Origin of the sequence: Pantoea sp. PNA 03-3 (assembly GCF_003201175.1) — a bacterium.
Classification (GTDB): domain Bacteria; phylum Pseudomonadota; class Gammaproteobacteria; order Enterobacterales; family Enterobacteriaceae; genus Pantoea; species Pantoea stewartii.
This window is the reverse complement of record NZ_QICO01000012.1, coordinates 51482-73778: the sequence shown is the minus strand read 5'-3', so window position 1 is coordinate 73778 and position 22297 is coordinate 51482. Positions and strand designations below refer to the sequence as shown.

Annotated in this window: 20 protein-coding genes and 1 rRNA gene; 6 read left to right on the top strand and 15 right to left on the bottom strand. The window is 54.8% G+C overall.

All coding sequences use genetic code 11. The annotated features are described in order from the left end of the window. Window positions 1-137 precede the first annotated feature (137 nt). Window positions 138-253, top strand: a 5S ribosomal RNA gene (rrf, locus tag C7433_RS21845). Window positions 254-490: 237 nt separating this feature from the next. Here the strand turns inward: rrf and C7433_RS21840 are convergent. Next, window positions 491-952, bottom strand: coding sequence for an Lrp/AsnC family transcriptional regulator (locus tag C7433_RS21840; protein ID WP_233255815.1), 462 nt, complete (start codon window positions 950-952; stop codon window positions 491-493). Between the two features lie 132 nt (window positions 953-1084). On the opposite strand from C7433_RS21840, the gene C7433_RS21835 reads away from it, so the two are divergent. Both C7433_RS21835 and C7433_RS21830 read left to right on the top strand, forming a co-directional pair. Then, on the top strand, window positions 1085-2125 hold the full coding sequence (locus C7433_RS21835) for a zinc-dependent alcohol dehydrogenase family protein (protein ID WP_110268893.1): 1041 nt from the start codon (window positions 1085-1087) through the stop codon (window positions 2123-2125). A 222-nt stretch (window positions 2126-2347) separates the two neighbouring features. Then, window positions 2348-3643, top strand: a complete 1296-nt coding sequence (locus C7433_RS21830; RefSeq protein WP_110268892.1) for an MFS family transporter — start codon at window positions 2348-2350, stop codon at window positions 3641-3643. Between the two features lie 41 nt (window positions 3644-3684). Here C7433_RS21830 and pssA read toward each other — a convergent pair whose 3' ends face one another. The 4 genes from pssA to trxC form a co-directional block, all read right to left on the bottom strand. Further along, the gene (gene pssA, locus C7433_RS21825; RefSeq protein WP_039340129.1) at window positions 3685-5040 is read right to left on the bottom strand and encodes a CDP-diacylglycerol--serine O-phosphatidyltransferase; all 1356 of its coding nucleotides are present in this window, start codon (window positions 5038-5040) and stop codon (window positions 3685-3687) included. A 99-nt stretch (window positions 5041-5139) separates the two neighbouring features. Beyond that, window positions 5140-7815, bottom strand: coding sequence for a bifunctional acetate--CoA ligase family protein/GNAT family N-acetyltransferase (locus tag C7433_RS21820; RefSeq protein WP_110268891.1), 2676 nt, complete (start codon window positions 7813-7815; stop codon window positions 5140-5142). Window positions 7816-7955: 140 nt separating this feature from the next. Then, on the bottom strand, window positions 7956-8636 hold the full coding sequence (locus C7433_RS21815) for a tRNA-uridine aminocarboxypropyltransferase (RefSeq protein WP_033739452.1): 681 nt from the start codon (window positions 8634-8636) through the stop codon (window positions 7956-7958). 82 nt (window positions 8637-8718) lie between these two features. Next, the gene (gene trxC, locus C7433_RS21810; protein ID WP_039340125.1) at window positions 8719-9138 is read right to left on the bottom strand and encodes a thioredoxin TrxC; all 420 of its coding nucleotides are present in this window, start codon (window positions 9136-9138) and stop codon (window positions 8719-8721) included. 160 nt (window positions 9139-9298) lie between these two features. Here trxC and C7433_RS21805 point away from each other — a divergent pair, with 160 nt between their 5' ends. Next, on the top strand, window positions 9299-10414 hold the full coding sequence (locus C7433_RS21805; protein WP_006120689.1) for a tRNA/rRNA methyltransferase: 1116 nt from the start codon (window positions 9299-9301) through the stop codon (window positions 10412-10414). A 66-nt stretch (window positions 10415-10480) separates the two neighbouring features. Here the strand turns inward: C7433_RS21805 and C7433_RS21800 are convergent, their stop codons facing one another. Beyond that, window positions 10481-10873, bottom strand: coding sequence for a helix-turn-helix domain-containing protein (locus C7433_RS21800; protein ID WP_006120688.1), 393 nt, complete (start codon window positions 10871-10873; stop codon window positions 10481-10483). A 111-nt stretch (window positions 10874-10984) separates the two neighbouring features. Here C7433_RS21800 and C7433_RS21795 point away from each other — a divergent pair, with 111 nt between their 5' ends. Then, window positions 10985-12034 (top strand): NAD(P)-dependent alcohol dehydrogenase, encoded by a 1050-nt coding sequence (locus C7433_RS21795; RefSeq protein WP_033739450.1) that lies wholly within the window; start codon window positions 10985-10987, stop codon window positions 12032-12034. A 58-nt stretch (window positions 12035-12092) separates the two neighbouring features. On the opposite strand, the gene emrB is transcribed toward C7433_RS21795, so the two are convergent. The 9 genes from emrB to C7433_RS21750 form a co-directional block, all read right to left on the bottom strand. After that, window positions 12093-13628, bottom strand: coding sequence for a multidrug efflux MFS transporter permease subunit EmrB (gene emrB / locus C7433_RS21790; RefSeq protein WP_110268890.1), 1536 nt, complete (start codon window positions 13626-13628; stop codon window positions 12093-12095). Window positions 13629-13644: 16 nt separating this feature from the next. Beyond that, a complete protein-coding gene (emrA, locus tag C7433_RS21785; protein WP_033739448.1) occupies window positions 13645-14817 on the bottom strand; it encodes a multidrug efflux MFS transporter periplasmic adaptor subunit EmrA in 1173 nt (390 codons plus the stop codon). Window positions 14818-14965: 148 nt separating this feature from the next. After that, window positions 14966-15496, bottom strand: a complete 531-nt coding sequence (gene mprA, locus C7433_RS21780; protein WP_033739447.1) for a transcriptional repressor MprA — start codon at window positions 15494-15496, stop codon at window positions 14966-14968. 271 nt (window positions 15497-15767) lie between these two features. After that, window positions 15768-16967: an MFS transporter gene (locus tag C7433_RS21775; protein ID WP_033739445.1), complete on the bottom strand. Its 1200-nt coding sequence runs from the start codon at window positions 16965-16967 to the stop codon at window positions 15768-15770. A 456-nt stretch (window positions 16968-17423) separates the two neighbouring features. Then, a complete protein-coding gene (gene nrdF, locus C7433_RS21770) occupies window positions 17424-18383 on the bottom strand; it encodes a class 1b ribonucleoside-diphosphate reductase subunit beta (protein ID WP_006120682.1) in 960 nt (319 codons plus the stop codon). Window positions 18384-18393: 10 nt separating this feature from the next. Then, window positions 18394-20532, bottom strand: a complete 2139-nt coding sequence (gene nrdE, locus C7433_RS21765; protein WP_072021703.1) for a class 1b ribonucleoside-diphosphate reductase subunit alpha — start codon at window positions 20530-20532, stop codon at window positions 18394-18396. Next, entirely contained in the window at window positions 20511-20915 is a 405-nt protein-coding gene (gene nrdI, locus C7433_RS21760) for a class Ib ribonucleoside-diphosphate reductase assembly flavoprotein NrdI (protein WP_110268889.1), read from the bottom strand. Before nrdI ends, nrdE begins: the two co-directional genes overlap by 22 nt. Before the next feature lie 4 nt (window positions 20916-20919). After that, window positions 20920-21162, bottom strand: coding sequence for a redoxin NrdH (locus C7433_RS21755; RefSeq protein WP_006120680.1), 243 nt, complete (start codon window positions 21160-21162; stop codon window positions 20920-20922). A gap of 292 nt (window positions 21163-21454) precedes the next feature. Continuing rightward, window positions 21455-21772 (bottom strand): DUF883 family protein, encoded by a 318-nt coding sequence (locus tag C7433_RS21750; protein WP_033739441.1) that lies wholly within the window; start codon window positions 21770-21772, stop codon window positions 21455-21457. A gap of 151 nt (window positions 21773-21923) precedes the next feature. On the opposite strand from C7433_RS21750, the gene C7433_RS21745 reads away from it, so the two are divergent. Next, window positions 21924-22259, top strand: coding sequence for a DUF2002 family protein (locus tag C7433_RS21745; RefSeq protein ID WP_006120678.1), 336 nt, complete (start codon window positions 21924-21926; stop codon window positions 22257-22259). Window positions 22260-22297 lie beyond the last annotated feature (38 nt).

Sequence of the window (22297 nt, the reverse complement as noted above, 5' to 3'; positions counted from 1 at the left end):
TACCGGTACTAATGACCCGTGAGGCTTAACCTTACAACGCCAGAGGCGTTTTGGGTTGAGAGACAGAAAGAATTTTCAGCCTTGTTTACCGGATAACGCCGTGCGGCCCGAGAGGGCGGTGCGGCAGACAGAATCTGCCTGGCGGCTGTAGCGCGGTGGTCCCACCTGACCCCATGCCGAACTCAGAAGTAAAACGCCGTAGCGCCGATGGTAGTGTGGGGTCTCCCCATGCGAGAGTAGGGAACTGCCAGGCATCAATAAAGTAGAAAAGCCCCGTACGAAAGTACGGGGCTTTTTTACGTCCGCAAATCATGGTTCAGCAGCCAGCCGGGCAGAATCTTATGGCCGTTTAAAGCCTCTTGAGCCCGATATCCTACGCTGCTGTTTGCACTGAACCGGCTGGCAAGACTCCTTCCATCGTCGCCTGGTACCGTTTCTTTGTATAAATTCTCCAGGCCCGCCATCCTGGGTCAGAAAGTAAACCGTACCCTCAGACCGGCAGGGGATGGCTTTTCTTCACTTCCCTGAGCGAAATCGAAGAATTAATGCTCAGGATCCCCGGCAGCTTGCGCAGTTCCTTTTCAATAAACAGGCTGTAATGATCTAAATCCCGCGCAACCACCTGCAATAGGAAGTCGGCCTCGCCAGTGATATTGTGGCATGACAGGACATAAGGATTCGCATTGATCCGCTCTTCAAAGTCTCGTGTTGCCGCCTCACTGTGTTGGCTGCAGACCAGACGCACGAATGCCATCACGCCAAACCCCATCTTTCGACGATTCACTACCGCCTGATAACCTTCAATGAAGGCTTCGTCCTCAAGCCGCTTCAGGCGCCGCCATGTTGACGCCGGGCTCATATCCAAATCCTGAGACAGCTTAAGACTCGATACTCTGCCGTCCTTTTGCAGATAGCGCAGTAACGCCACATCTTTCTTATCAAGAATGCTCACTGAAATATCCACTCAGCCTTACTATCATTAATGAAAGATAATTTCATAAACCATGATCCGCCTGCAATACACGAAAAGTAATTTCACGGCCTGTCAGTATACTTTTAGTAAACCATACATGAGGGTTTACTGATGAAAGCGGTCATATACGAATCATTTCTGTCCCCGCCTGTCCTGAAAACGCTGCCGGATCCCACACCGGAACCCCATGGCGTTGTGATTCGGGTTAAAGCCACTGGGGTTTGCCGAAGCGACTGGCATGGCTGGGTCGGCCACGATCCTGATATCCCGTTACCCCACGTGCCAGGGCATGAATTCGCCGGCACGATTGAAGCGGTCGGCAGCGCGGTGACGAAATGGCGCCCGGGCGATAATGTCACCGTGCCCTTTGTCTCGGGATGCGGTTTATGCCATGAGTGCCATTCAGGCAATCAACAGGTCTGCGATCATCAGTTTCAGCCAGGCTTTACCCACTGGGGATCCTTCGCAGAATATGTCGCCATACAGCAGGCGGATCTGAACCTCATTGCTCTACCGGATACGCTGAATTTCACCACTGCGGCCAGTCTGGGATGTCGCTTCATCACCTCTTTCAGGGCCATTGTTGATCAGGGGAAAACGTCCGCGGGACAGTGGCTTGCTGTGCACGGCTGTGGTGGCGTAGGCCTTTCCGCCATCATGATTGCCAATGCACTTGGCGCCAATGTCATAGCGGTGGATATCTCGGATGAAAAGCTGCAACTGGCGCGTGAGCTGGGCGCTGTTGCCATCGTAAATGCCACGCAGGTCTCCGACGTAGCGGAAGCGGTCAGAGAGTTCACCCACGGCGGGGCGCACGTTTCAATCGATGCGCTGGGTCATACGGCAACCTGTGTCAACGCTATCAACTCATTACGAAAAAGAGGCAGGCACGTTCAGGTTGGCCTGATGGCAGGTGAACACAGCGCACCGCCCATTCCTATGGCGCGGGTCATTGCTAATGAACTGGAAATTATTGGCAGCCACGGCATGCAGGCCCATCGCTATGATGTGATGATGAGCATGATTCATGCAGGAAAACTTTGTCCGGAAAAACTGATCGGCAGAACCATTAACCTGGAGCAATCCATAGAGGCGTTAATGAATATGGATAAGTTTGAATCGCCCGGTGTTACGGTGATCACCGCATTTTAACGGTCTTCCTGTGCGCATGTCAGTGCTTCCAGGATGTCATCGTGAGGCGCTGACGCAGCGTTATCGGTAAATGCCGCCTGATATATCACGCAATGATTTCAGTAAATTAGCAACACAGGTCACATTTTATAGGCTCGGGGCAACACCTCTTTCCGTTTTATTGCCGTCCATGCTTTACTCAACGCTTTAACGCTGCTTATCAGCAAGGAGCCGAGGCATAGCATGTCAGACATGAACAGCACTCCCCACACGCAGGCGATCGACAGAAAAAAACGTATCTGGGCCATCGTAGGCGCGTCCTCAGGTAATCTCGTCGAATGGTTCGACTTTTATGTGTACTCGTTTTTCTCACTCTACTTTGCCCATATTTTCTTCCCCCAGGGCGACACCACAACCCAACTGCTGCAGACCGCAGGCGTCTTTGCGGCGGGCTTCTTAATGCGGCCGATTGGCGGCTGGTTATTTGGCTACATTGGCGACCGCCACGGCCGCAAAAAATCCATGCTGATCTCGGTCTGCATGATGTGTTTCGGATCGCTGGTGATCGCCTGCCTGCCGGGCTACGAAAGTATTGGCATCGCCGCGCCCGCACTGCTTTTGCTGGCGCGTATGTTTCAGGGACTGTCAGTAGGCGGTGAATACGGCACAAGCGCCACCTATATGAGTGAAGTCGCGCTGGAAGGACGAAAAGGGTTTTATGCCTCATTCCAGTATGTCACCTTAATCGGCGGCCAACTGGCTGCGGTACTGACGGTCGTGGTGCTGCAGTTTCTGTTAACCGATCATGAGCTACGAACCTGGGGCTGGCGTATCCCGTTCTTTTTAGGCGCCGCGCTGGCTGTCGTCGCGTTATGGCTGCGCCGCTCGCTGGATGAGACCTCAGATAAACAAACCCGTGAACACCGCGATGCGGGCAGCGTCATCGGCTTATTGCGAAATCATACTAAGCCGTTTCTGATGGTACTGGGTTTTACCGCGGGCGGATCGCTGAGTTTTTATACCTTTACCACCTATATGCAAAAGTACCTGGTCAATACGTCAGGCATGGATGCGAAAACGGCCAGCGGATTAATGACCGGCGCGTTACTGGTTTATATGCTGCTGCAGCCGATTATCGGTGGTTTGTCGGATAAAATTGGCCGCCGCACGTCCATGATGATCTTTGGGGCAGGGGCCGCAATCTGTACTGTGCCCATTCTGACACTTTTGCAAAACGTTCAGAGTCCGGGCATGGCATTTGTTCTGATTATGCTGGCGCTGCTGGTCACCAGTTTTTACACCTCGATCAGTGGGATTTTAAAAGCAGAGATGTTTCCACCGCAGGTCAGGACGCTCGGTGTCGGGCTTTCCTATGCGGTGGCGAATGCCATTTTTGGTGGATCGGCAGAGTATGTTGCGTTGCTGATGAAACACCACGACATGGAAACCACGTTCTTCTGGTATGTTTCTGGGATGGGGGCACTGGCCTTCGTGGTATCGCTGTTGCTGCACCGGCAGGGTAAGGGCATGACGCTTTAATCGGTCAGCATGCCGCAGTCAGTCTGCGGCATGCTGAAAAACTAGAGGATACGACTGATCAGGCGGTCAATACGGATACGACGCAGGCGTCGTATCAGTTTACGGACTTTAGCCGGGTAGTCAGCAATACTTTCCAGCTCACGGAAATGCTTAACCACAGTGGTATGTTGGCGAATCAGCATCAGTTCGTGCTGGCGCTGATCGGCCAGCTGCTGATGCGGATCGTGGATCAGTACCGCATTTTCCAGATCCAGCCGCCAGGCGCGCGGATTCAGGTTGTTGCCTGTAATAAGCTGCCATTCATCATCGACCCACATCCCTTTCAGGTGATAGCTGTTCTCACCCTCTTTCCATAAGCGCACGATCAGCTGTCCGTTACTGACGTAATACTGCAGGCGACTCAAAAAGCGACGCAGATTAATTTCGTAGAGATAGGGCAGTGCACCGATGATCTTGAACGGCTCATCGGGTGCAATATAGAAGTCATTCGCCGTCTTATCACCCACAATGATCTCGACATCTTTGCCCTGACGTAACAGGGCAATGATATTGCGCACCAGCAAGGCGGGCAGGTTGAAATAGGGGGTGCAGATAGTGAGTTTTTTCTCTGCGCAGGGCATCAGATGGAAAATGGTCTTGTTCAGCAGGCTGTGTTTGCCTAAGCCTACTAAAGGCGTTACGGCCAGTTCATCGTTGCCAGCGTTGCCTTCAAACTGATAGTTAAAACCGCGCAGGTCCTGACGAAACTGCCGGGTTTCATTTTTAATTTCCGGGCTGGAAGGCCGCTCTGCATAGTCCAGACGATTCACCGCCTCCGCCTCTTTCAAATGGTGATTAATCCATTCGAACATGGTGTCAGCCAGGGCGGGGTTACGGATGAGCTGATAGCGGTCGTAGCGGTATTTATCATGCTGGTGCAGGTAGACGTCATTAATGCTGGCACCGCTGTAAAGCAGCATGTCATCAATAATGAAACCTTTAAGGTGCAGTACGCCCAGCGCTTCACGCGTATTCACCGGGATGCCGTACACCGGAATTACGCTGTCGGGATGTTGCTGGGCCATCTCACAATACCAGTCGGCGTTAGTGACGCCGCGCGCGGCACCAATGCGCCCGCGCTGGGCGCGGTGCCAGTCAACTAAAATACTGATATCCAGCTGTGGACGCGCGATTTTTGCCGCATAGAGTGCGTTCATGACGGCGCGGCCCGCATCGTCATTTTCCAGATAAAGGGCGACGATACAAATGCGCGATTGCGCTGACGCAATCTTTTCCAAAAGCGTCTCACGGAATTCGCCAGGCGAATAAAGCGTCGACACATCCGCAACAGATTGTGACAGTTTAGGCAGCTGTGCGAGGTGTTGTTGGTGTTTATTGCGCTTAAATTTAGACAACATCACAGTGCACTTCTTCTCGGTTCATTGTATGGCCTTTTGCCACCAAATCAGGGTCATAACGCTAAATAATAACATCAACCCGGGCTGACCGGGCGATTTTTACTTTTCTGTACACGGTAAATTGACATTATCCTGTAACAAAAGCTTAAGGCTGACGATACCATCGTCCATCTGCACATCCACGTTAAAATTGAGTTTTTTCGCCAGCGTGACCATGCCACGGTTGCCCGGCATGGTGATGCCGTTCAGTTGTTGCAGGCCATGGGCGCGGGTGTAACGAATCATTTTTTCGAGTAACCGCCGCCCCATTCCCAGACCTTTCAGATCGGAACGTACCAGCACGGAGAACTCTGCATCAATGTTGTCGGCATCCGAAATGGCGCGGGTGACGCCGATGATCTCCGGCTGTCCCTGGTGCTGACGCACCGCGACGATCGCCATTTCCCGGTCATAGTCGATCTGTGTCATATTGGCCAGATCGTCATGTGTGAATTCGTTAATTTCGCTGAAATAGCGGTAGTAGAGATCTTCTTTGGTTACCTGACTGATGAAGTCACGCAGCAGCGGTTCATCTTCAGGTAAGATCGGGCGGAACAGGCAATGCTGACCATCTTTCAGCTCTACCTCCTCTTCCAGGTGCTGAGGATAAGGACGAATCGCCAGGCGGGTTTCGCTGTTGCCGTCAAAGGGGGCCAACGACAGGGTGACGTCCAGCAGCGTGAAATCACTGCCCGCCGCCAACAGCGGATGAATATCCAGGCGCGCTATTTCCGGGCAATCCACCACCAGGTTAGACACCTGTACCAGTAACTGGCTCAGCGCGGCAACATCAAGAGGGATGAGCGCACTGCGGCTGCGGATCTTACCGCCTTTTATCGCCTGTATGACCAGATAGCGCGCCAGCGTCATATTGAGCGGCGGCAACGCTACGGCAGCCTGTTTCTCAGCCTGCCATTCCACGCCACCTTCACCCAGCATGATGATCGGGCCAAACAGCGGATCCTGTTCCACGACGATGCGCAGCTCCTGTGCTCCGGCACGATTTGCCATGCTCTGCACGACCAGCCCTTCGATTCGGGCGCTGGGTAACGTCTGTTTTACGCGGTCGATAATGGCGTCTGCCGCGCGCCGCACTTCAGCAGCATTGCGCAGATACAGCATCACGCCCTGAACGTCGGATTTATGCGCCACGTCCGGGGAGCGCAGTTTTAGCGCAACCGGGTAACCGATTTGTTCGGCAATGGTGACCGCATCATCGCTGTCTTTCGCAATCCAGGTGGGCAGAGTGGCCAGTCCGTAGGCTTTGAGCACTGGCTGCACCTCATGCGTATCCAGCGATAACACACCCTGATTTAAGGCCTGAGATAAGATCTGGTGCGCCTGCGCACTGTCCTGAGTCAGACTGGCCGGCAGCGCGGGGGTTTCCCGCAGTAACTTCTGATTACGCCGGTATTCCACCTGGTGCATAAAGGCGGTAACGGTACCTTCCGGCGTGCGCCAGGTAGGAATGCCCGCCTGCGTAAAAGCCCGGCGCGCCGCCTGAGAAGAGTATTCCCCGCACCAGTTCGTCAACAGCGTAAGCTGTTTACCGCGCGGATGTTGTTGCACCAGCTGAATAATTTTCTCTGCGGTTTCGGTGGCGGGGGCAACGGCACTGGGGGCATGAATCAGCATCAGCGCATCTAAATCATGGCTGTCGAGCAGCACGCTAATACAGTCAAGATAACGCGCCGGTGTGGCATCGTCTTTTAAATCAAGCGGATTGCCATGTCCGACGCCCTCCGGCAGGACAGCATTGAGCTGCTGCACGGTCTCGTCGCTCAGCACGGCCAGCTTACCGTTGCGGGCATAGAGTTCATCCAGCGCCAGTGCGGCGGGCGCGGCACCATTGCTGACGATCATCAGGCGATGACCACGCGGCGGGCGCATATGGCTTAAGGATTCCACTGCGGTAAACAGCTCGTGGGTATCCTGTACCCGCAGTAACCCGGCGCGCTGGATGGCGGCATCCCAGGCGGCATCCAGACCACTGTGCGTTCCCAGCAACGCCTGTGCCTGACGGCTGCGCCCACTTTTGATGATCAGGATGGGCTTATTACGTGAGGCGCTTCGCGAAGCCGAGACAAAACGGCGTGCATCACTAAGATGTTCAAGATAAAGCAGAATCGCGCTGGTTTTGCCATCGCGGGCAAGAAAATCCAGCAGGTCATCCACGTCGGTATCCAAACTGTCTCCCAGCGCGATAAACCAGGAGAAGCCCAGGTTACGCTGCTGTGCCCAGTCGAGAATGGTATTAGAGACGGCGGATGACTGCGAAATAAACGCAATGCGGCCCTTAGCAATGGGTACGGGCGAAAAGCTGGCATTCAGTCCCTGCCACGGTGCCAGCAGGCCCAGACTGTTAGGGCCGAGCAGGCGGATCTGCCAGCGGCTGGCGCACTGTTTTAATTCGGGAAGCTGGCTGGTGGGCGCAGAAAGAATGATGCAGGCTTTACAGCCTTTCTCGCCAAGCTGCTGCAGCAGTTCCAGATTCCTTTTGTGATGGGTGCAAATCACCGCCAAATCCGGGGCGAAAGGCAGACTGTGAATATCAGGCCAGGCCAGCACGCCGCTGACGGCTTTGTATTTTGGCGTAACCGGCAACACCGGTCCGCTAAAGCCGCCGGCCAGCAGGTTGCGCATCATGAAATAGCCTGCGCGTCCCGGTTTGATCGAGGCGCCGATAACCGCAATGGATTTCGGCCTTAACAGCGCTTCCAGTCCGCGTTGACTCATCACGTACTCCATTCATCAGGATTTAGGTGATTGTAAACGTATTTGCCCCGTTTTACCGCCGGGCAGATCGCAGGCTGAAGAAGGGCGTACATCAGCGCGCCCGGGACACTATTCGTCACGCATGTACGTGACCGCTAACGTTATCGGTTCTGACCGGGATGGTGCGGTTTACCGGCCAGGTAAGCCTGGCGAAACTGCTCGAAATGCCGGGATAAAGCCTGCGCTGCGTCGCTGTCGCCCGCCTGCTGCAGTAATGCCGCTGCAATTTCTGCCGTACAGTGCTGGCCTTCGCCATGTGCTTCACGCAGCGTGTAGCGGGAAGGGGACGTTACATTGAGCGACAGCACCGGGAAACGATCAAGCCAGGGGCTTTTGCGAAACATCTTCCGCGCCTCATTCCAGGTACCGTCCAGCATAATAAACAGCGGCGGTTTGCCCGACAGCGGCGGCGCGTGGAGAACCTCGCGACCGTCATCCGCATAGGAGGCAGGAAAAACCACCATCGGCTGATAAGCCCCATCGGCCACCGCCGCCAGTAACAGCGGATCGGGCTCCGTGCGTGACCAGCCAAAGGCCTGCGTATTTGGCAACACATCCGCAATCAACCGGCCGGTATTGCTTGGCTTCATCGGCTCGGTATCAAACATCACCAGGCAAAAGCGGCTCCGGGCGGACTGTGTAACGATGCTGTCGCACAGGCACTGTTTTTCCGGCAACAGACAGCCCTGACAGCGAAGCACACGATTTCCGCGGGCTAAAAAAGGACGCGTAGCACGCGCCAGACGTTGGCTGCGTAAACGTAAAACGGCGTTATCAGACATGATTCTTCAGGACAGGAAAAAGCGTAGTGTAATCGAAGCGTCGGACAAAAGGAAAAGGCCAGCAGATGCTGGCCTCAGGGACTTACAGGGATTCGTCGAGCCACTCATTAAAGGGGGCTTTCGGCATCGCGCCGTTCAGCACATCCACCATCTCGCCTTTTTTAAACACCATGATGGTCGGGATACTGCGAATGCGGAAACGGCTGCTCAGGGCGGGCTCGGCTTCGGTATTCACCTTCAGAAAGCGAACCTTACCGCTACGCTCCTGCGCGACGTCTTTATAAACGGGCGCAAAGTTGACACAAGGGCCGCACCAGGGTGCCCAAAAATCCACGACGACAGGCAGGTCATCCTGCAGATAGCTGTCCAGCGTGGCGGCAGTGGCGTTGATCACGTCACCCGAAAACAGGCTTTCGCCACAACGACCACATTTGGCACCATCGGCAAGCCGTTCTTCGGGAACGCGATTGGTTGCCTGACAAGACGTGCATACCGTATTCATAAAAAACCTCTGATAATGATGTAGAGCGCTTTGCTCAATATTGTCCATTATGAAAGGGTGATAAGATCCGCTCAATGTGGATTGCTCTATAGGTTCAATAGTTGATAGCTAAGCGCAGTCACATCAGGTAATCTTCGCGCTCTCAATGCAGGAGGAAGAAATGAACGACGAATTTAAAGGCAAAAGTGGTAAGGTCAAAGTCATGTATGTGCGTGGCGAAGATGAGCAAAGCGCGCGTGCGCCCAATCCTCGTACAGGCAAAGGTGGCCGTCCTGCTGCTCGCCGTGAAGACACTCGTCGTTCATCCGGCCCACGTACTGAGCGCAGTGAAGAAGGCGGACGCAGTACAGGTCGTCGCAGCGACAGCGCGCCACGCCGCAATGACAGTGCACCTCGCCGCAACGATCGCAGCAGCGATAACCGCGACGCTTACGGCAGCAGTGATTCGCCCTGGCGCACCGTTTCCCGTGCACCGGTCGATGAGCCCAAATCGGATAACCCGGGCATCAGCGGTAAAGGTGTCGTGGACGTAGAGCAGATCCGCCGCCAGCGCCTGGAAGAAACCCGGGTTTATGGCGAAAACGCCTGTCAGGCGCTGTTCCAGAGCCGTCCCGAAAGCATCGTGCGTGCCTGGTTTGTGCAGAGCGTTACGCCGCGTTTTCGCGACGCGCTGCGCTGGCTGGCAGCGAACCGTAAAGCCTACCACGTGGTAGATGACGCTGAGATCACCAAAGCCTCCGGCACCGAACACCATGGCGGTGTGTGCTTCCTGATTAAAAAGCGCATGGGCATGGATGTGGCCGCGTGGCTGGAGAAGGCCGAAAGCAAAGACTGCGTGCTGGCCCTTGAAGATGTCAGTAACCCACATAACCTTGGCGCTATCATGCGTAGCTGTGCACATTTCGGTGTGAAAGGGCTGCTGGTGAATGATGCCTCGTTGCTGGAATCCGGCGCGGCAGTTCGTACCGCGGAAGGCGGGGCGGAACACGTTCAGGCCATCAGCGGCACAACCTTTACGCAAGGCCTCGACGCGTTCCGTAAAGCGGGTTACACCATCGTAACCACATCCAGCCATCAGGGTACGCCGCTGTCTGAAGCCGAGCTGCCTGCCAAAATGGTCCTGGTGTTAGGGCAGGAACGTGAAGGCTTGTCCGACAGCACGTTCCAGCAGGGCGATATGAGCCTGTCAATTGGCGGCACCGGTAATGTGGAAAGTCTGAATGTGTCGGTCGCGACCGGTGTGCTGTTAGCCGAATGGTGGCGTCAGAACGCATAATCTGTGCGAGCAAAACGATGGCGCGGCCAATGCGCCATCATGCTCTATGCCGTTCGTTACCGCGCTTTACTCTCCCTCAGGCTTTGATCGCTGATAATGCGCATCCATCTCATCAAGTACCTGTTGATTCTCCAGTCCCCATTGATAAAGCTGTTCCACCGGTTCCGCAAAGGTTCTGCCCAGCGCCGTTAACTGATATTCCACTTTAGGCGGCACCACGTCATAAACATGGCGGGAAATTAGTCCGCGTTGCTCCAGCTCTTTTAGCGTCTGAAACAACATCTTTTTCGATATTCCCTGCAGGCTTCGCTGCAGTTCCCCCGTGCGTGCGCGGCCACCTGGCCAGTGAAACAGCGCGTGCAGCACCATTGTGCTCCACTTCACCGAAAACAGATCCATCAGGCGGCGCGGTGGCGAATCCACATAAAAAACCAGTTTTCCGTCAACCCAGGCTGGCATAGTGTCCTTCCTTTCTATGGTCACCAAAGGGTGACTACTATCAATAATGAACCCATTTGAGTAGAGTTTGCCGCCTTCCGTTAAATAACGCCAGATACGATGAGAGGCACAATGAAAATCAATGCACTGATCGCCCACGATGCGACACAACCCCTGACGCCCGGCCAGATAGCGCTGCGTCCGCTTCAGCCCAGTGATGTCAGAATCGAAATTCTTTACTGTGGCGTTTGCCACTCCGATTTGCACATGGCCCGCAATGAGTGGGCGGTGAGCCACTATCCATTAGTACCCGGTCATGAAATTGTGGGCCGGGTTATTGAAACCGGCGGAAAGGCCAGCCGTTTTGCCCCCGGCGATCTTGTCGGTGTGGGCGTGATGGTGGATGCCTGCCGCACCTGTCGTTTTTGTCAGCAGCAGGAAGAGCAGTATTGCGAAGCTGGCTTCACCGCGACCTATAACGGCACAGATAAATATACCGGGGAGCGCACCCGGGGCGGTTATGCGGAACACGTTGTCGTCGATCAGGATTTTGTCGTATCGGTTCCTTCGCACTTGCCGCTGGCAGGCGTGGCCCCGCTATTGTGTGCGGGCGTCACTGTGTGGTCACCGCTCCGTCACTTTGATGTCAAAGCGGGCGACAAGGTTGGCGTCATTGGCCTGGGTGGGCTGGGGCACATGGCGGTAAAACTGGCGAGCGCACTGGGTGCGGACGTCACGCTGTTCACCACCTCTCCCGACAAAGCGGAAGATGCGCGCCGACTTGGTGCCCGTCATGTTGTGGTATCACGTCATGCAGCAGAGATGCAGGCCTGTCAGCAGTCGCTGGATCTGATCGTGGACTGCGTTGCCGCGCCTCACGATCTGGATCCCTATCTGGCCACGCTTAAAACCAATGGCCGTCTGGTGCTGGTGGGCATTCCCGACAGCCCGCACGCCTCACCGGATATCACGCCTATGGTATTCCGCCGTTTAAGCATCAGCGGCTCTTCTATTGGCAGCATCAAAGAAACGCAGGACATGCTGGACTTCTGCGGTGAGAACAATATTACGGCTGACATTGAATTGATTCGCGGAGAGCAGACAGAAGAGGCATTTGCGCGGATGCTGAAAGGGGAGGTGAAATACCGGTTCGTGATTGATATAAAAGCGACGCGTTGGTAAGGACGTTCTGGCGTACCGGGCAGGTACGCCAGAACCGGCGAAGACAGTGCGGCAGCCGCTAGTGCGCGCCGCCGCCTCCGCCGCCTGCGCCGAACGGTGGACGGGCAAACCAGATCAGGACCAGCAAGACGAGGAACACGCCCGCCGAGGCCCAGAAAATCTCATTGGCAGAGATAATCAGCCCCTGATTGGTGACCTGCTGGGCGATGTAGGCCGATGCCTGCTGATGCGACATGCCCATCCCTTCAAGCTGGCTGTACATCTGCTGCGCATTGATGTTGTACGGCGTCACCGATTCGGTGAGGTTGCTGTGGTGCATTGCCTCACGATCCGTCCACATTGTCGTGGTAATGGAAGTGCCAATCGAGCCCGCCAGCGTACGCACAAAGTTAGACAGGCTGGATGCCGCGGCCATGCGCTCCGGTGGCAGACCGGAAAGCGTGATTGTCGTCAATGGCATAAAGAAGCAGGCCACCGCGAAGCCCTGAATAAACTGAGGCCAGGCGGAGGCCGCAAAGTCCATCTCGGGCTCAAAGGTGTAAGCTCGCCAGTAAAAACAAATGGCATACATAATGAAGCTAAACGTTACCAGTTGCCGCATGTCTATCTTATGCGAGAAACGCCCAATAATCGGCGACAGGATAACCGGGATAATCCCCACCGGTGCCGACGCCAGCCCGGCCCAGGTTGCGGTATAGCCGTAGACCTCCTGCAGCAACTGCGGCAACAGGACAATCGAGCCAAAATAGAGCATGTAGGCCAGGCTAATCGACAAACAGCCTATGGTGAAATTACGCGATTTGAACAGCGACAGATCGACTATCGGATGCTCATCCGTCAACTCCCATATCAGCAACATCACGAGCGCCACCACGGCGACAATGGTCAGAACGATGATTTCCGTCGAACTAAACCAGTCCAGCTCTTTACCCCGATCCAGCATGACCTGCAGCGAACCGACTCCGACAATCAGCAGGACCAGGCCGACGGTATCGATCGGTCGAATCTGTGTCTGGGTTTCACGACCACGCAGGGTTTGCAGCGTCAGCATAATGACGACAACCCCGATAGGAACGTTGATAAAGAAGATCCAGCCCCAGTGGTAGTTATCGCTGATCCAGCCGCCGAGGATCGGTCCACATATCGGGGCCACGATCACCGTCATCGCCCAGAGCGACAGGGCGATACTGCGCTTGGCCGGGGGATAGTTGTTCAGCAACAGGCTTTGCGACAGCGGAATCAACGGACCGGCCACGATCCCCTGAATGACGCGGAAGAAAATCAGCATCTCCAGGCTTTCTGACATACCGCAGGCCCAGGAGGCCAGCGCAAACAGGATAGTGGACCAGGTAAAGAGTTTGACTTCACCGATGCGCCTGGCGAGCCAGCCGGTAATCGGAATCGAGATAGCATTGGCCACCCCGAATGAGGTGATGACCCAGGTTCCCTGGGAGTTGGACGCCCCCAGGTTACCGGCAATCGTCGGAATCGCAACGTTCGCAATGGTAGAGTCCAGAACCTGCATGAACGTCGCCAGCGATAACGCAATGGTCATTAAGACCAGCGGCATCCCTTTAAGCGGTGTTTGTGCCATTACAGCCTCCGGCTCATCATCCGGCGTTCGCGTGGACGATATCGGTGATCAGCGTATTAACCGGTGCCAGGTCAATGGCCAGCGCGTTAGTGCTGTAGGCTGCCTGCTGACGTACGCTGGTAGCCAGTACGCTACCGTCTTTATTGTCGGTATCAATTTTGACCAACGTTGACAGGCCAATACGCAGTGGGTGCTTCGCGACTTCGTCCTGGTTCAGCTCAATGCGCACTGGCAGGCGCTGAACGACTTTAATCCAGTTGCCCGTGGCGTTCTGTGCAGGTAACAGGGAAAACGCGCTGCCTGTGCCCATATCCAGCCCCACCACTTTGCCGTGATAGACCACATCATCGCCGTAGATATCTGCCACAACGGTGGCCGGTTGACCAATACGCACGCCTGCCAGTTGGGTTTCTTTGAAGTTTGCATCCACCCACAAATCCGTCGCCGGGACGACAGCCATCAGCGGGGTACTGGTGCTGATTTGCGATCCGACCTGGACGCTACGACGCGAGACATAACCGTCCATCGGGCTGCGAATATCGGTACGTTGCAGTGCCAGCCAGGCGTCACGCAACTGCGCGGCGCTCTGTTTTACGGCAGGCTGGTTTTCCAGTGAGGTGTTCAGGATCATCGCCTGGTTGGCGTTGTATTGCTGAATCGCCACATCCAGCTCTGCTTTCGCCGAGGCCACGGCATCGCGCGCATGTTGCAGTTCTTCACGGCCAATCAGGTTGGACGCACCCAACGGTTCGCGGCGTTTCAGATCGGCCTGCGCCTGATCCAACGCCGTCTGACGGAGTGCAATGGTGGCCTGATACTGTTTCGCATTAATCATCTGTTGGTGCACCTGACGAACGCTGGTAGCCAGCTCCGTCTGCGCTTTTTCAAAGGCCTGCTGTGCGTCAGTTTTATCCAGCGACACCAGCACATCCCCTTTTTTGACATAGTCCGTATCGTCAAACCAGACTTTGTTCACGCTGCCTGATACCTGGGCCATGATCTGCACCTGATTACCCGCAACATAGGCATCATCCGTTTCCTGAAAATGACGCAACACTAAAAACCAGTATACGCCCCACGCAATGCCGAGCAGTACGACCACCAGCGCCAGTAAAATCAGTGCGCCTTTGCGCTTTTTCTTTTTGTTGTTCACAGGCTGATGCGGGCTTTGCGCCTCTGATGCACTCATGTATTTCTCCACGTTTTCCACTATGTCGGCGAGGTCAAGTCCGTTTTCGCCTTCGCCCGAGCCAAAAAAGCCAGCGACTAAGCGCTGGCCGGATGAAAGAGGGTTAAAATAACGATTTCGTCAGGTGATTGTGTCGCAGATCTTGCTATTACCGTGATAACGAGGCAGACAGTTTGTCTTCTTCCATTTTATCCAGTCGGGTAAGCAACTTACGGGTGATGCTTTCGAGCTGCGACTTTTCGTCAGCGGTCAGAGCGGACCACAGGTATTGCAGGCTCTGATGCTGCGGCGGCAGAACCTGCTGCAGGAAGGCATTACCTTTGTCGGTCAGATGCAGATGCAGACAGCGGCGATCCTGCGCACTTTCACGGCGCTCAATCCAGCCGCGTTTTTCCAGCTCATCAGCGATGCGCGTGGCGTTGGTACGTGATGAACCCAGCGCGGTGCTCAGTTCAGAAGGCTGAATGCTCTGATCTTCCTGCGCATCCAGGGTCAGCAATGCCATAAACAGGGTTTCATTGATGCCCTGTTCTTTCAGCATTTTATTACGATTATCCAGCAGCTTACCTTGCATATGCATGCAGAGTCGCGTCAGAAGAATCTCCTGAAAGGGGAAATCCGCATGACGATTGGCGCGGATGTTTAACATTTGCTCAATGGGAGTAAACGAACTTTCCATTAGAAAAAACCTCACTAATTTCAACTTTTATAGTAACCACGGCGACAGCATGACTGTTGAGTCACCGGACACAGAAGCGGTGTTCTCGGGCTGTTCCACTGTGGTGATTCAAGATCTGTCCTTGACCCCAGGGTGAAGGTGGTGCGCATCGATATCACAGGCGTTGGTCGTAGAGCGAAACGGTACGACATCAAATGATTTCGAAAGAAAAAATAACCGACGTGAATAACTTTGGGGCCAACCATAGCAAACTCACACTCGGCTGAACAGGCTAAATCACACTATTCTGGCTATTCGGTTGCTCTAAGCGGTGATTCCTCCACCAGACAAGTAAATTCAGTAACGTCAGTGTTGCACCGGCTGCGCAAACCCCATGCCAGCCGCCCAGATGATAGGCATTGGCAGACAGCAGCGAACCCAACGCACCGCCGATAAAGTAGCTGGTCATATAGCCGGCATTCAGGCGGTTACGGGCATCAGGCTGACGCGCGTAAATCACGCTCTGATTGGTGATATGCACGCCCTGTACCGCCAGATCCAGCAGCAAAATGCCGATAATCAGAGCCGCAAGATGCTGCGTGCCCCAGGCGGTCACGCTCCATGACAGCAGCATAATCAGCAAGCCCATGCTGGTGGTCAGTTTCGCTTTACCTTTGTCCGCCAGCGCCCCGGCTTTTCTGGCCGCCAGCGCGCCAGCGGCACCCACCAGCCCCAGTAAGCCGATCTTCCCTTCCGAATAACCGTAGGGCGCGGAAGAGAGCAGAAAGGCCATTGAGGTCCACAGGATGCTGAAATTGGCAAACGTCAGGCAACCGGTAAAGGCCCGGGTGCGCAGAACAGCGTCGGCCGCATACAGCCTGAAAATGGAAACCAGCAGCTGCGGATAATTTAACGAGACCGAGGGGGTAATACGCGGCAGCGCGCGCCACAGCGCCAGCGCCATCAACAGCATTAAGACGCTGGCGACCCAGTAGACGGTTTGCCAGCCGCCCAACTGAGCCAGGCCGCCCGCCACGGTGCGCGCCAGCAAAATACCCAACAGCAAGCCACTCATGACGGTGCCGGTCACTTTGCCCCGTGTTTCCGGGCGGGCCAGGGTGGCCGCCAGCGGTACCAGAATTTGCGCCGCGACAGAAAAGAGCCCGGTAAGTACCGTTCCCAGTAACAACACAGGAAAAGAGGAGGAAAGGGCAATGATCACCATACCAAGCGCCGCCAGCACCATCATGGCAACAATCAGTCCACGCCGTTCCAGCATATCGCCAAGTGGGACCAGCAACAGCAGACCGCAGGCATAGCCGAGTTGCGCGCTTGTCACGATAAACCCGGCGAATGCGACGGATAAGTGAAAGTGAAGGGCGATAGTATGCAGCAGAGGCTGAATATAATAATTACTGGCGACGCACAGTCCCGTGGCAACGGACATCAGTCCCACCAGCGCGGAAGATAAACCAGGGTGAGACGTTGTCATAGGTCGTCAGTAGCAAAGATGAATAATAATGTGGCGTTAATAATAACCTAAAAAATAATTTGATAGCTATGTTTATGTGATAGTCGGGTAACAGTAAAGATCGACAGCCGTTTACGTCGGGTTTGTTGGTCGCGATTTCTCGGGTCGTGGCAGGCACAGACTTATCCCTCTGTCAGATTGGATCCGGGTACGGCGCCCCGTTTTGGCGTCGGAATAAACGGGTTTCTCAACGCCATGCCAAAGGCAGCGCGATGCTGAGAGCGGTCAGTGCGTGAGCAGTGATCTCAGTCTGGTTAACCCTGGCAACGGCGGCCAAATCGTTACCGTCATTTATTGTGGCGCGATCGGCACCCGTTCCGCGGACGGAGAGGGAAGGTTCAGCGCGCTGTGAAAATGCCGCGCGCCTGTCCCTTCGCTAAGGGGAAACGTGCCGTTGACAGCACGGCACACAACGTCTTAAAAATTCCAGTCTTCGTCTTCGGTTTCGACCGCTTTCCCCATCACGTAAGACGATCCTGAGCCCGAGAAGAAATCATGGTTCTCATCCGCATTGGGTGACAGTGCCGCCAGAATGGCCGGATTGACCTGCGTCAGCTCCGCCGGGAACAGAGCCTCGTAGCCCAGATTCATCAACGCCTTATTGGCGTTGTAATGCAGGAAGGTTTTCACCTCGTCTGCCCAGCCTGTTTCGCCGTACAGCGCTTCCGTATAGGCCACTTCATTTTCATACAGCGCCAGCAGCAGATCGATGGCGAACTGCTGTAAGGCTTCGCGGCGGCCCTCATCGACCTGCTCAAGCGCTTTCTGGTATTTATAGCCGATATAGTAGCCGTGTACCGCCTCATCGCGGATGATTAAACGAATCAGATCCGCCGTATTGGTCAGCTTGCCGCGGCTGGACCAGTACATCGGCAGCCAGAAGCCCGAATAAAACAGAAACGACTCCAGAAAGACGCTGGCGATTTTTTTCTTTAACGGATCGTCAGCGCGGTAATGGGTCAGGATAATCCCGGCTTTATTTTGCAGGGCCTGGTTCTCTTCACTCCACTGGTACGCCGCATCCACATCGCTGGTATTGCATAAGGTCGAAAAAATCGAGCTGTAGGAGCGGGCATGCACCGCCTCCATAAAGCTGATATTCGACAGCACCGCCTCCTCATGCGGCGTCAGCGCGTCAGGCATTAACCCCGGTGCGCCCAGCACATTCTGAATGGTGTCCAGCAGCGTCAGGCCGGTAAAGACGCGAATGGTGAGCTGCTGTTGTGACTTGTCCAGCGTCTGCCAGGCCGGCAAATCATTGGACAGCGGGATTTTTTCCGGCAACCAGAAGTTGCTTGTCAGACGGTTCCAGACCTCAAGATCTTTCTCATCCTGAATCCGGTTCCAGTTAATCGCGTGAATATGTCGAAGTTGCATAACAGGTTTCTCACAGTGCACAGGAGACGCAGCCCTGCACTTCGGTGCCTTGCAGGGCCATTTGGCGCAGTCGAATGTAATAGAGCGTTTTGATGCCTTTCTTCCAGGCGTATATCTGCGCTTTATTGATGTCGCGCGTGGTCACGTCGTCCCGGAAGAACAGGGTCAGTGACAGGCCCTGATCCACATGTCGGGTTGCCTCAGCGTAGGTATCAATAATGGCCTCCGGCCCAATCTGGTAGGCATCTTCATAGAACGCCAGATTGTCATTGGTCATGAAGGGGGCGGGATAGTATACGCGACCGGTTTTACCCTCTTTGCGGATCTCAATACGCGACACAATCGGATGAATACTGGAGGTGGCGTGATTGATGTAGGAGATCGACCCCGTGGGCGGGATAGCCTGCAGATTCTGATTGTATAAACCCGAGGTCATCACCGCTTCACGCAGCGCCAGCCAGTCTTCACGGCCGGGCAGCGTAATGCCCGCTTTGGCAAACAGGGCGGCAATGCGGGCGGTGCGCGGCTGCCAGTCAGCGTTCAGATACTTGTCAAAGTAAGCGCCGGTGGCATAGGTCGAGGACTCAAAACCCTCGAAGGTTTGCTGGCGTGCTTTTGCCAGCTGATTCGAGGCGCGCAGCGCATAATAGGTCACACAGTAAAAATAGAGATTAGTGAAATCCAGTGCTTCCGGGGAACCATAGACGATGCCTTCCCGCGCCAGATAGCCATGCAGGTTCATCTGGCCCAGGCCGATCGCATGGGAACGCCGGTTACCTTCTGCAACGGAAGGCACGGACGCAATATCACTCATCTCTGATACCGCCGTCAGGGCGCGGATTGCCGTATCCACCGTCTGTGCGAGATTGCCCGAGTCCATCGCATGCGCGATATTCAGGGAACCCAGATTACAGGAAATGTCTTTTCCCACGCGGCGGTAGCTCAGGTCTTCATTAAACTCGCTGGCGCTGTTCACCTGCAAAATCTCTGAACAGAGGTTGCTCATATTAATGCGACCGGCAACAGGGTTATCGCGGTTGACGCTGTCCTCATACATGATGTAGGGATAACCCGATTCAAACTGAATTTCCGCCAGCGTCTGGAAGAAATCGCGCGGCTGAATATAGGTTTTACGAATGCGGTCATCCGCCAGCATCTCGTGATATTTCTCACTGACGCTGATATCACCAAACGCCTGACCGTAGATCCGCTCCACATCGTAGGGCGAGAACAGCGCCATCGGCTGATTCTCTTTGGCAAGCTGGAAGGTGATGTCCGGGATCACCACGCCCAGCGACAGGGTTTTAATGCGGATTTTCTCGTCGGCGTTTTCGCGCTTGGTATCCAGAAAACGTAAAATGTCAGGATGGTGAGCACTGAGCCAGACTGCGCCCGCTCCCTGACGTGCGCCCAACTGGTTAGCATAGGAGAACGCATCTTCCAGCATTTTCATGACCGGAATGACGCCGGAAGACTGGTTTTCAATGCGCTTAATCGGCGCACCGGCCTCCCGCAGGTTCGACAACAGGAACGCCACGCCGCCGCCGCGTTTGGACAGCTGCAGGGCGGAATTCACCGCCCGGCCAATCGATTCCATATTGTCTTCAATACGCAACAGGAAGCAGGAAACCAGCTCGCCGCGCTGTTGCTTGCCGCAGTTAAGGAACGTCGGCGTGGCAGGCTGAAAACGGCCACTGAGGATTTCCGCCAGTACTGCGCGTGCCAGGCTTTCGTCGCCCCGTGCCAGCGTCAGTGCCACCATACAGGCACGCTGCGCAAAGGTTTCCAGGTAACGCTTGCCGTCAAATGTCTTCAGCGTGTAGCTGGTGTAGTACTTCCACGCGCCTAAAAAGGTTTTGAACTCAAAACCCCATGCGTCGGCTTCATCGTGCAGGGCACACAGGAAGTCAAAATCGTACTGATTCAGCACGTCCGCTTCATAGTAGCCTTCTGCAACCAGATAGCGCAGGCGCTCGGCTACGCTGGCAAAGTGCAGCGTATTGGGTTGCACGTGCTGAATAAGGAACTGTCGCGCCGCCTGCTGATCCTTTTCAAACTGAATACGGCCATCGGCGTCGTACAGATTCAGCATGGCGTTCAGCGCATGGTAGTCCAGCGCAACGTTGTTCAGAGTGTCTGTTGTTGCCAAAATTGGGTTACTCCCGCTTTTACATTGGCGATATCGTCCGGCGTTCCCATCAGTTCAAACCGATACAGGTAGGGAACCTGGCATTTCTTAGCAATGATGTCGCCCGCCAGGCAGTAGCCTTCACCGAAGTTACGGTTACCGGCCGCGATCACGCCGCGCAGACCGCGACGATTGACTTCATCATTAAGAAACTGAATCACCTGTCTGGGCACGGCGCCGCGATGACTGCCACCGCCATAGCTCGGCACCACCAGAATATAAGGCTGGTGAATATGCAGCGGTTGCTTGCTCTCAATCGGTATGCGGTGCGCGGGCAGGCCCAGACGGGTAATAAACCGATGGGTGTTTTCCGACTGGCTGGAAAAATAGACCAGTGGGAACATGTGACTACCCGCCGATGGTCGTGGTTTGGGTTAAACGGGCTATCTTGTCAGGACGAAAGCCACTCCAGTGATCGTCATGGGTCATCACCACGGGCACCTGGCGATAGCCCAGCGCTTTCAGGCTGTCGATTGCGTCCGGCTGGGTATCCAGATTGATCAGTTGGTAATCGATGCCGTGGCGATCCAGTGCATTCTTCGTGGCATTACACTGGACACAGTGGTTTTTAGTGTAAATAATAATGCGCATGATTCGTATTCCTCTTTCATTGCGGTCCTGCTGCGAATAACGACGTGTATATCCCTGAATCAGGCTTCGTTCGTGCAAACATCTTGTGGGCTGACAATGAAATGAATACTAGATGTAGTATTTATGGCGGTCAATAGCACCATATGTAGGGTTAATCGCGATTATCGCGGCAAGTCAGGCCTGGCGCGCTCTGCCACCCGAAAAATAAATTTGTAAAGCTGATTGATTAAAAAACAGGCATAAAAAAGCCCCGCTCAGTGAGCGAGGCGGATGATAACGGGGTGGAACAGCGTTAGCGGCGTGAAACCAGTAGTGCGCCTAACACAATGCCGACGGCCGCGCCGATACCGACACCGTACCAGGGTTTGTCATGGACATACGCGTCAACCTGATAGCCGGCATCGCGGGCCACCTGCGTGACACGGTTACCGCCGCCGTTCAGTTTTGCCCGGGTTTGCTTAAGCAGGGCTTCAGCCTGACTGCGCGCAGAATTGACTTCGTCTTTGGCCTCGCTGCCGTAAGACTTCAGCAGGGCTTCAAGTGAATCTGCCAACTCATTAACATCCTGATTGATATCAATGTCATCGTTTTTTTGCGTTCGATTAAACATTTTTGGCTCCCTTGTCATTAACACGTAATACTCAGTGTAGACCACGTTTTGCTTAACGAGGCGCGGGACGACCCTTTAGGGAAAATTCCGAATGCCCGTACAGCCACGCTGATGTAAGGTTGCGTGGCTTTTGAAGAGGAGAGGATCAAGCATGTATTTACGACCAGATGAGGTAGCGCGCGTCCTGGAAAAAGTGGGCTTTGAAGTCGATGAAATTACCCCCCGTGCGTACGGCTATCGTCGTGGCGACAACTATGTTTACGTCAATCGCGAAGCGCGCATGGGGCGCACGGCGCTGGTCATCCACCCGACGTTAAAAGAAAAAAGTCAGCCTTTCGCCGAACCGGCCTCAGAAATGAAAACCTGTGATCACTACACACAGTTCCCTCTCTACCTGGCCGGTGATACGCAGGAACACTACGGTATTCCGCACGGTTTCAGTTCGCGAATGGCGCTGGAACGCTACCTGCAAAGCGTGTTTGGCTAACGCATTCCGCCCCGTTATCACGGGGCACCGATCCCGGC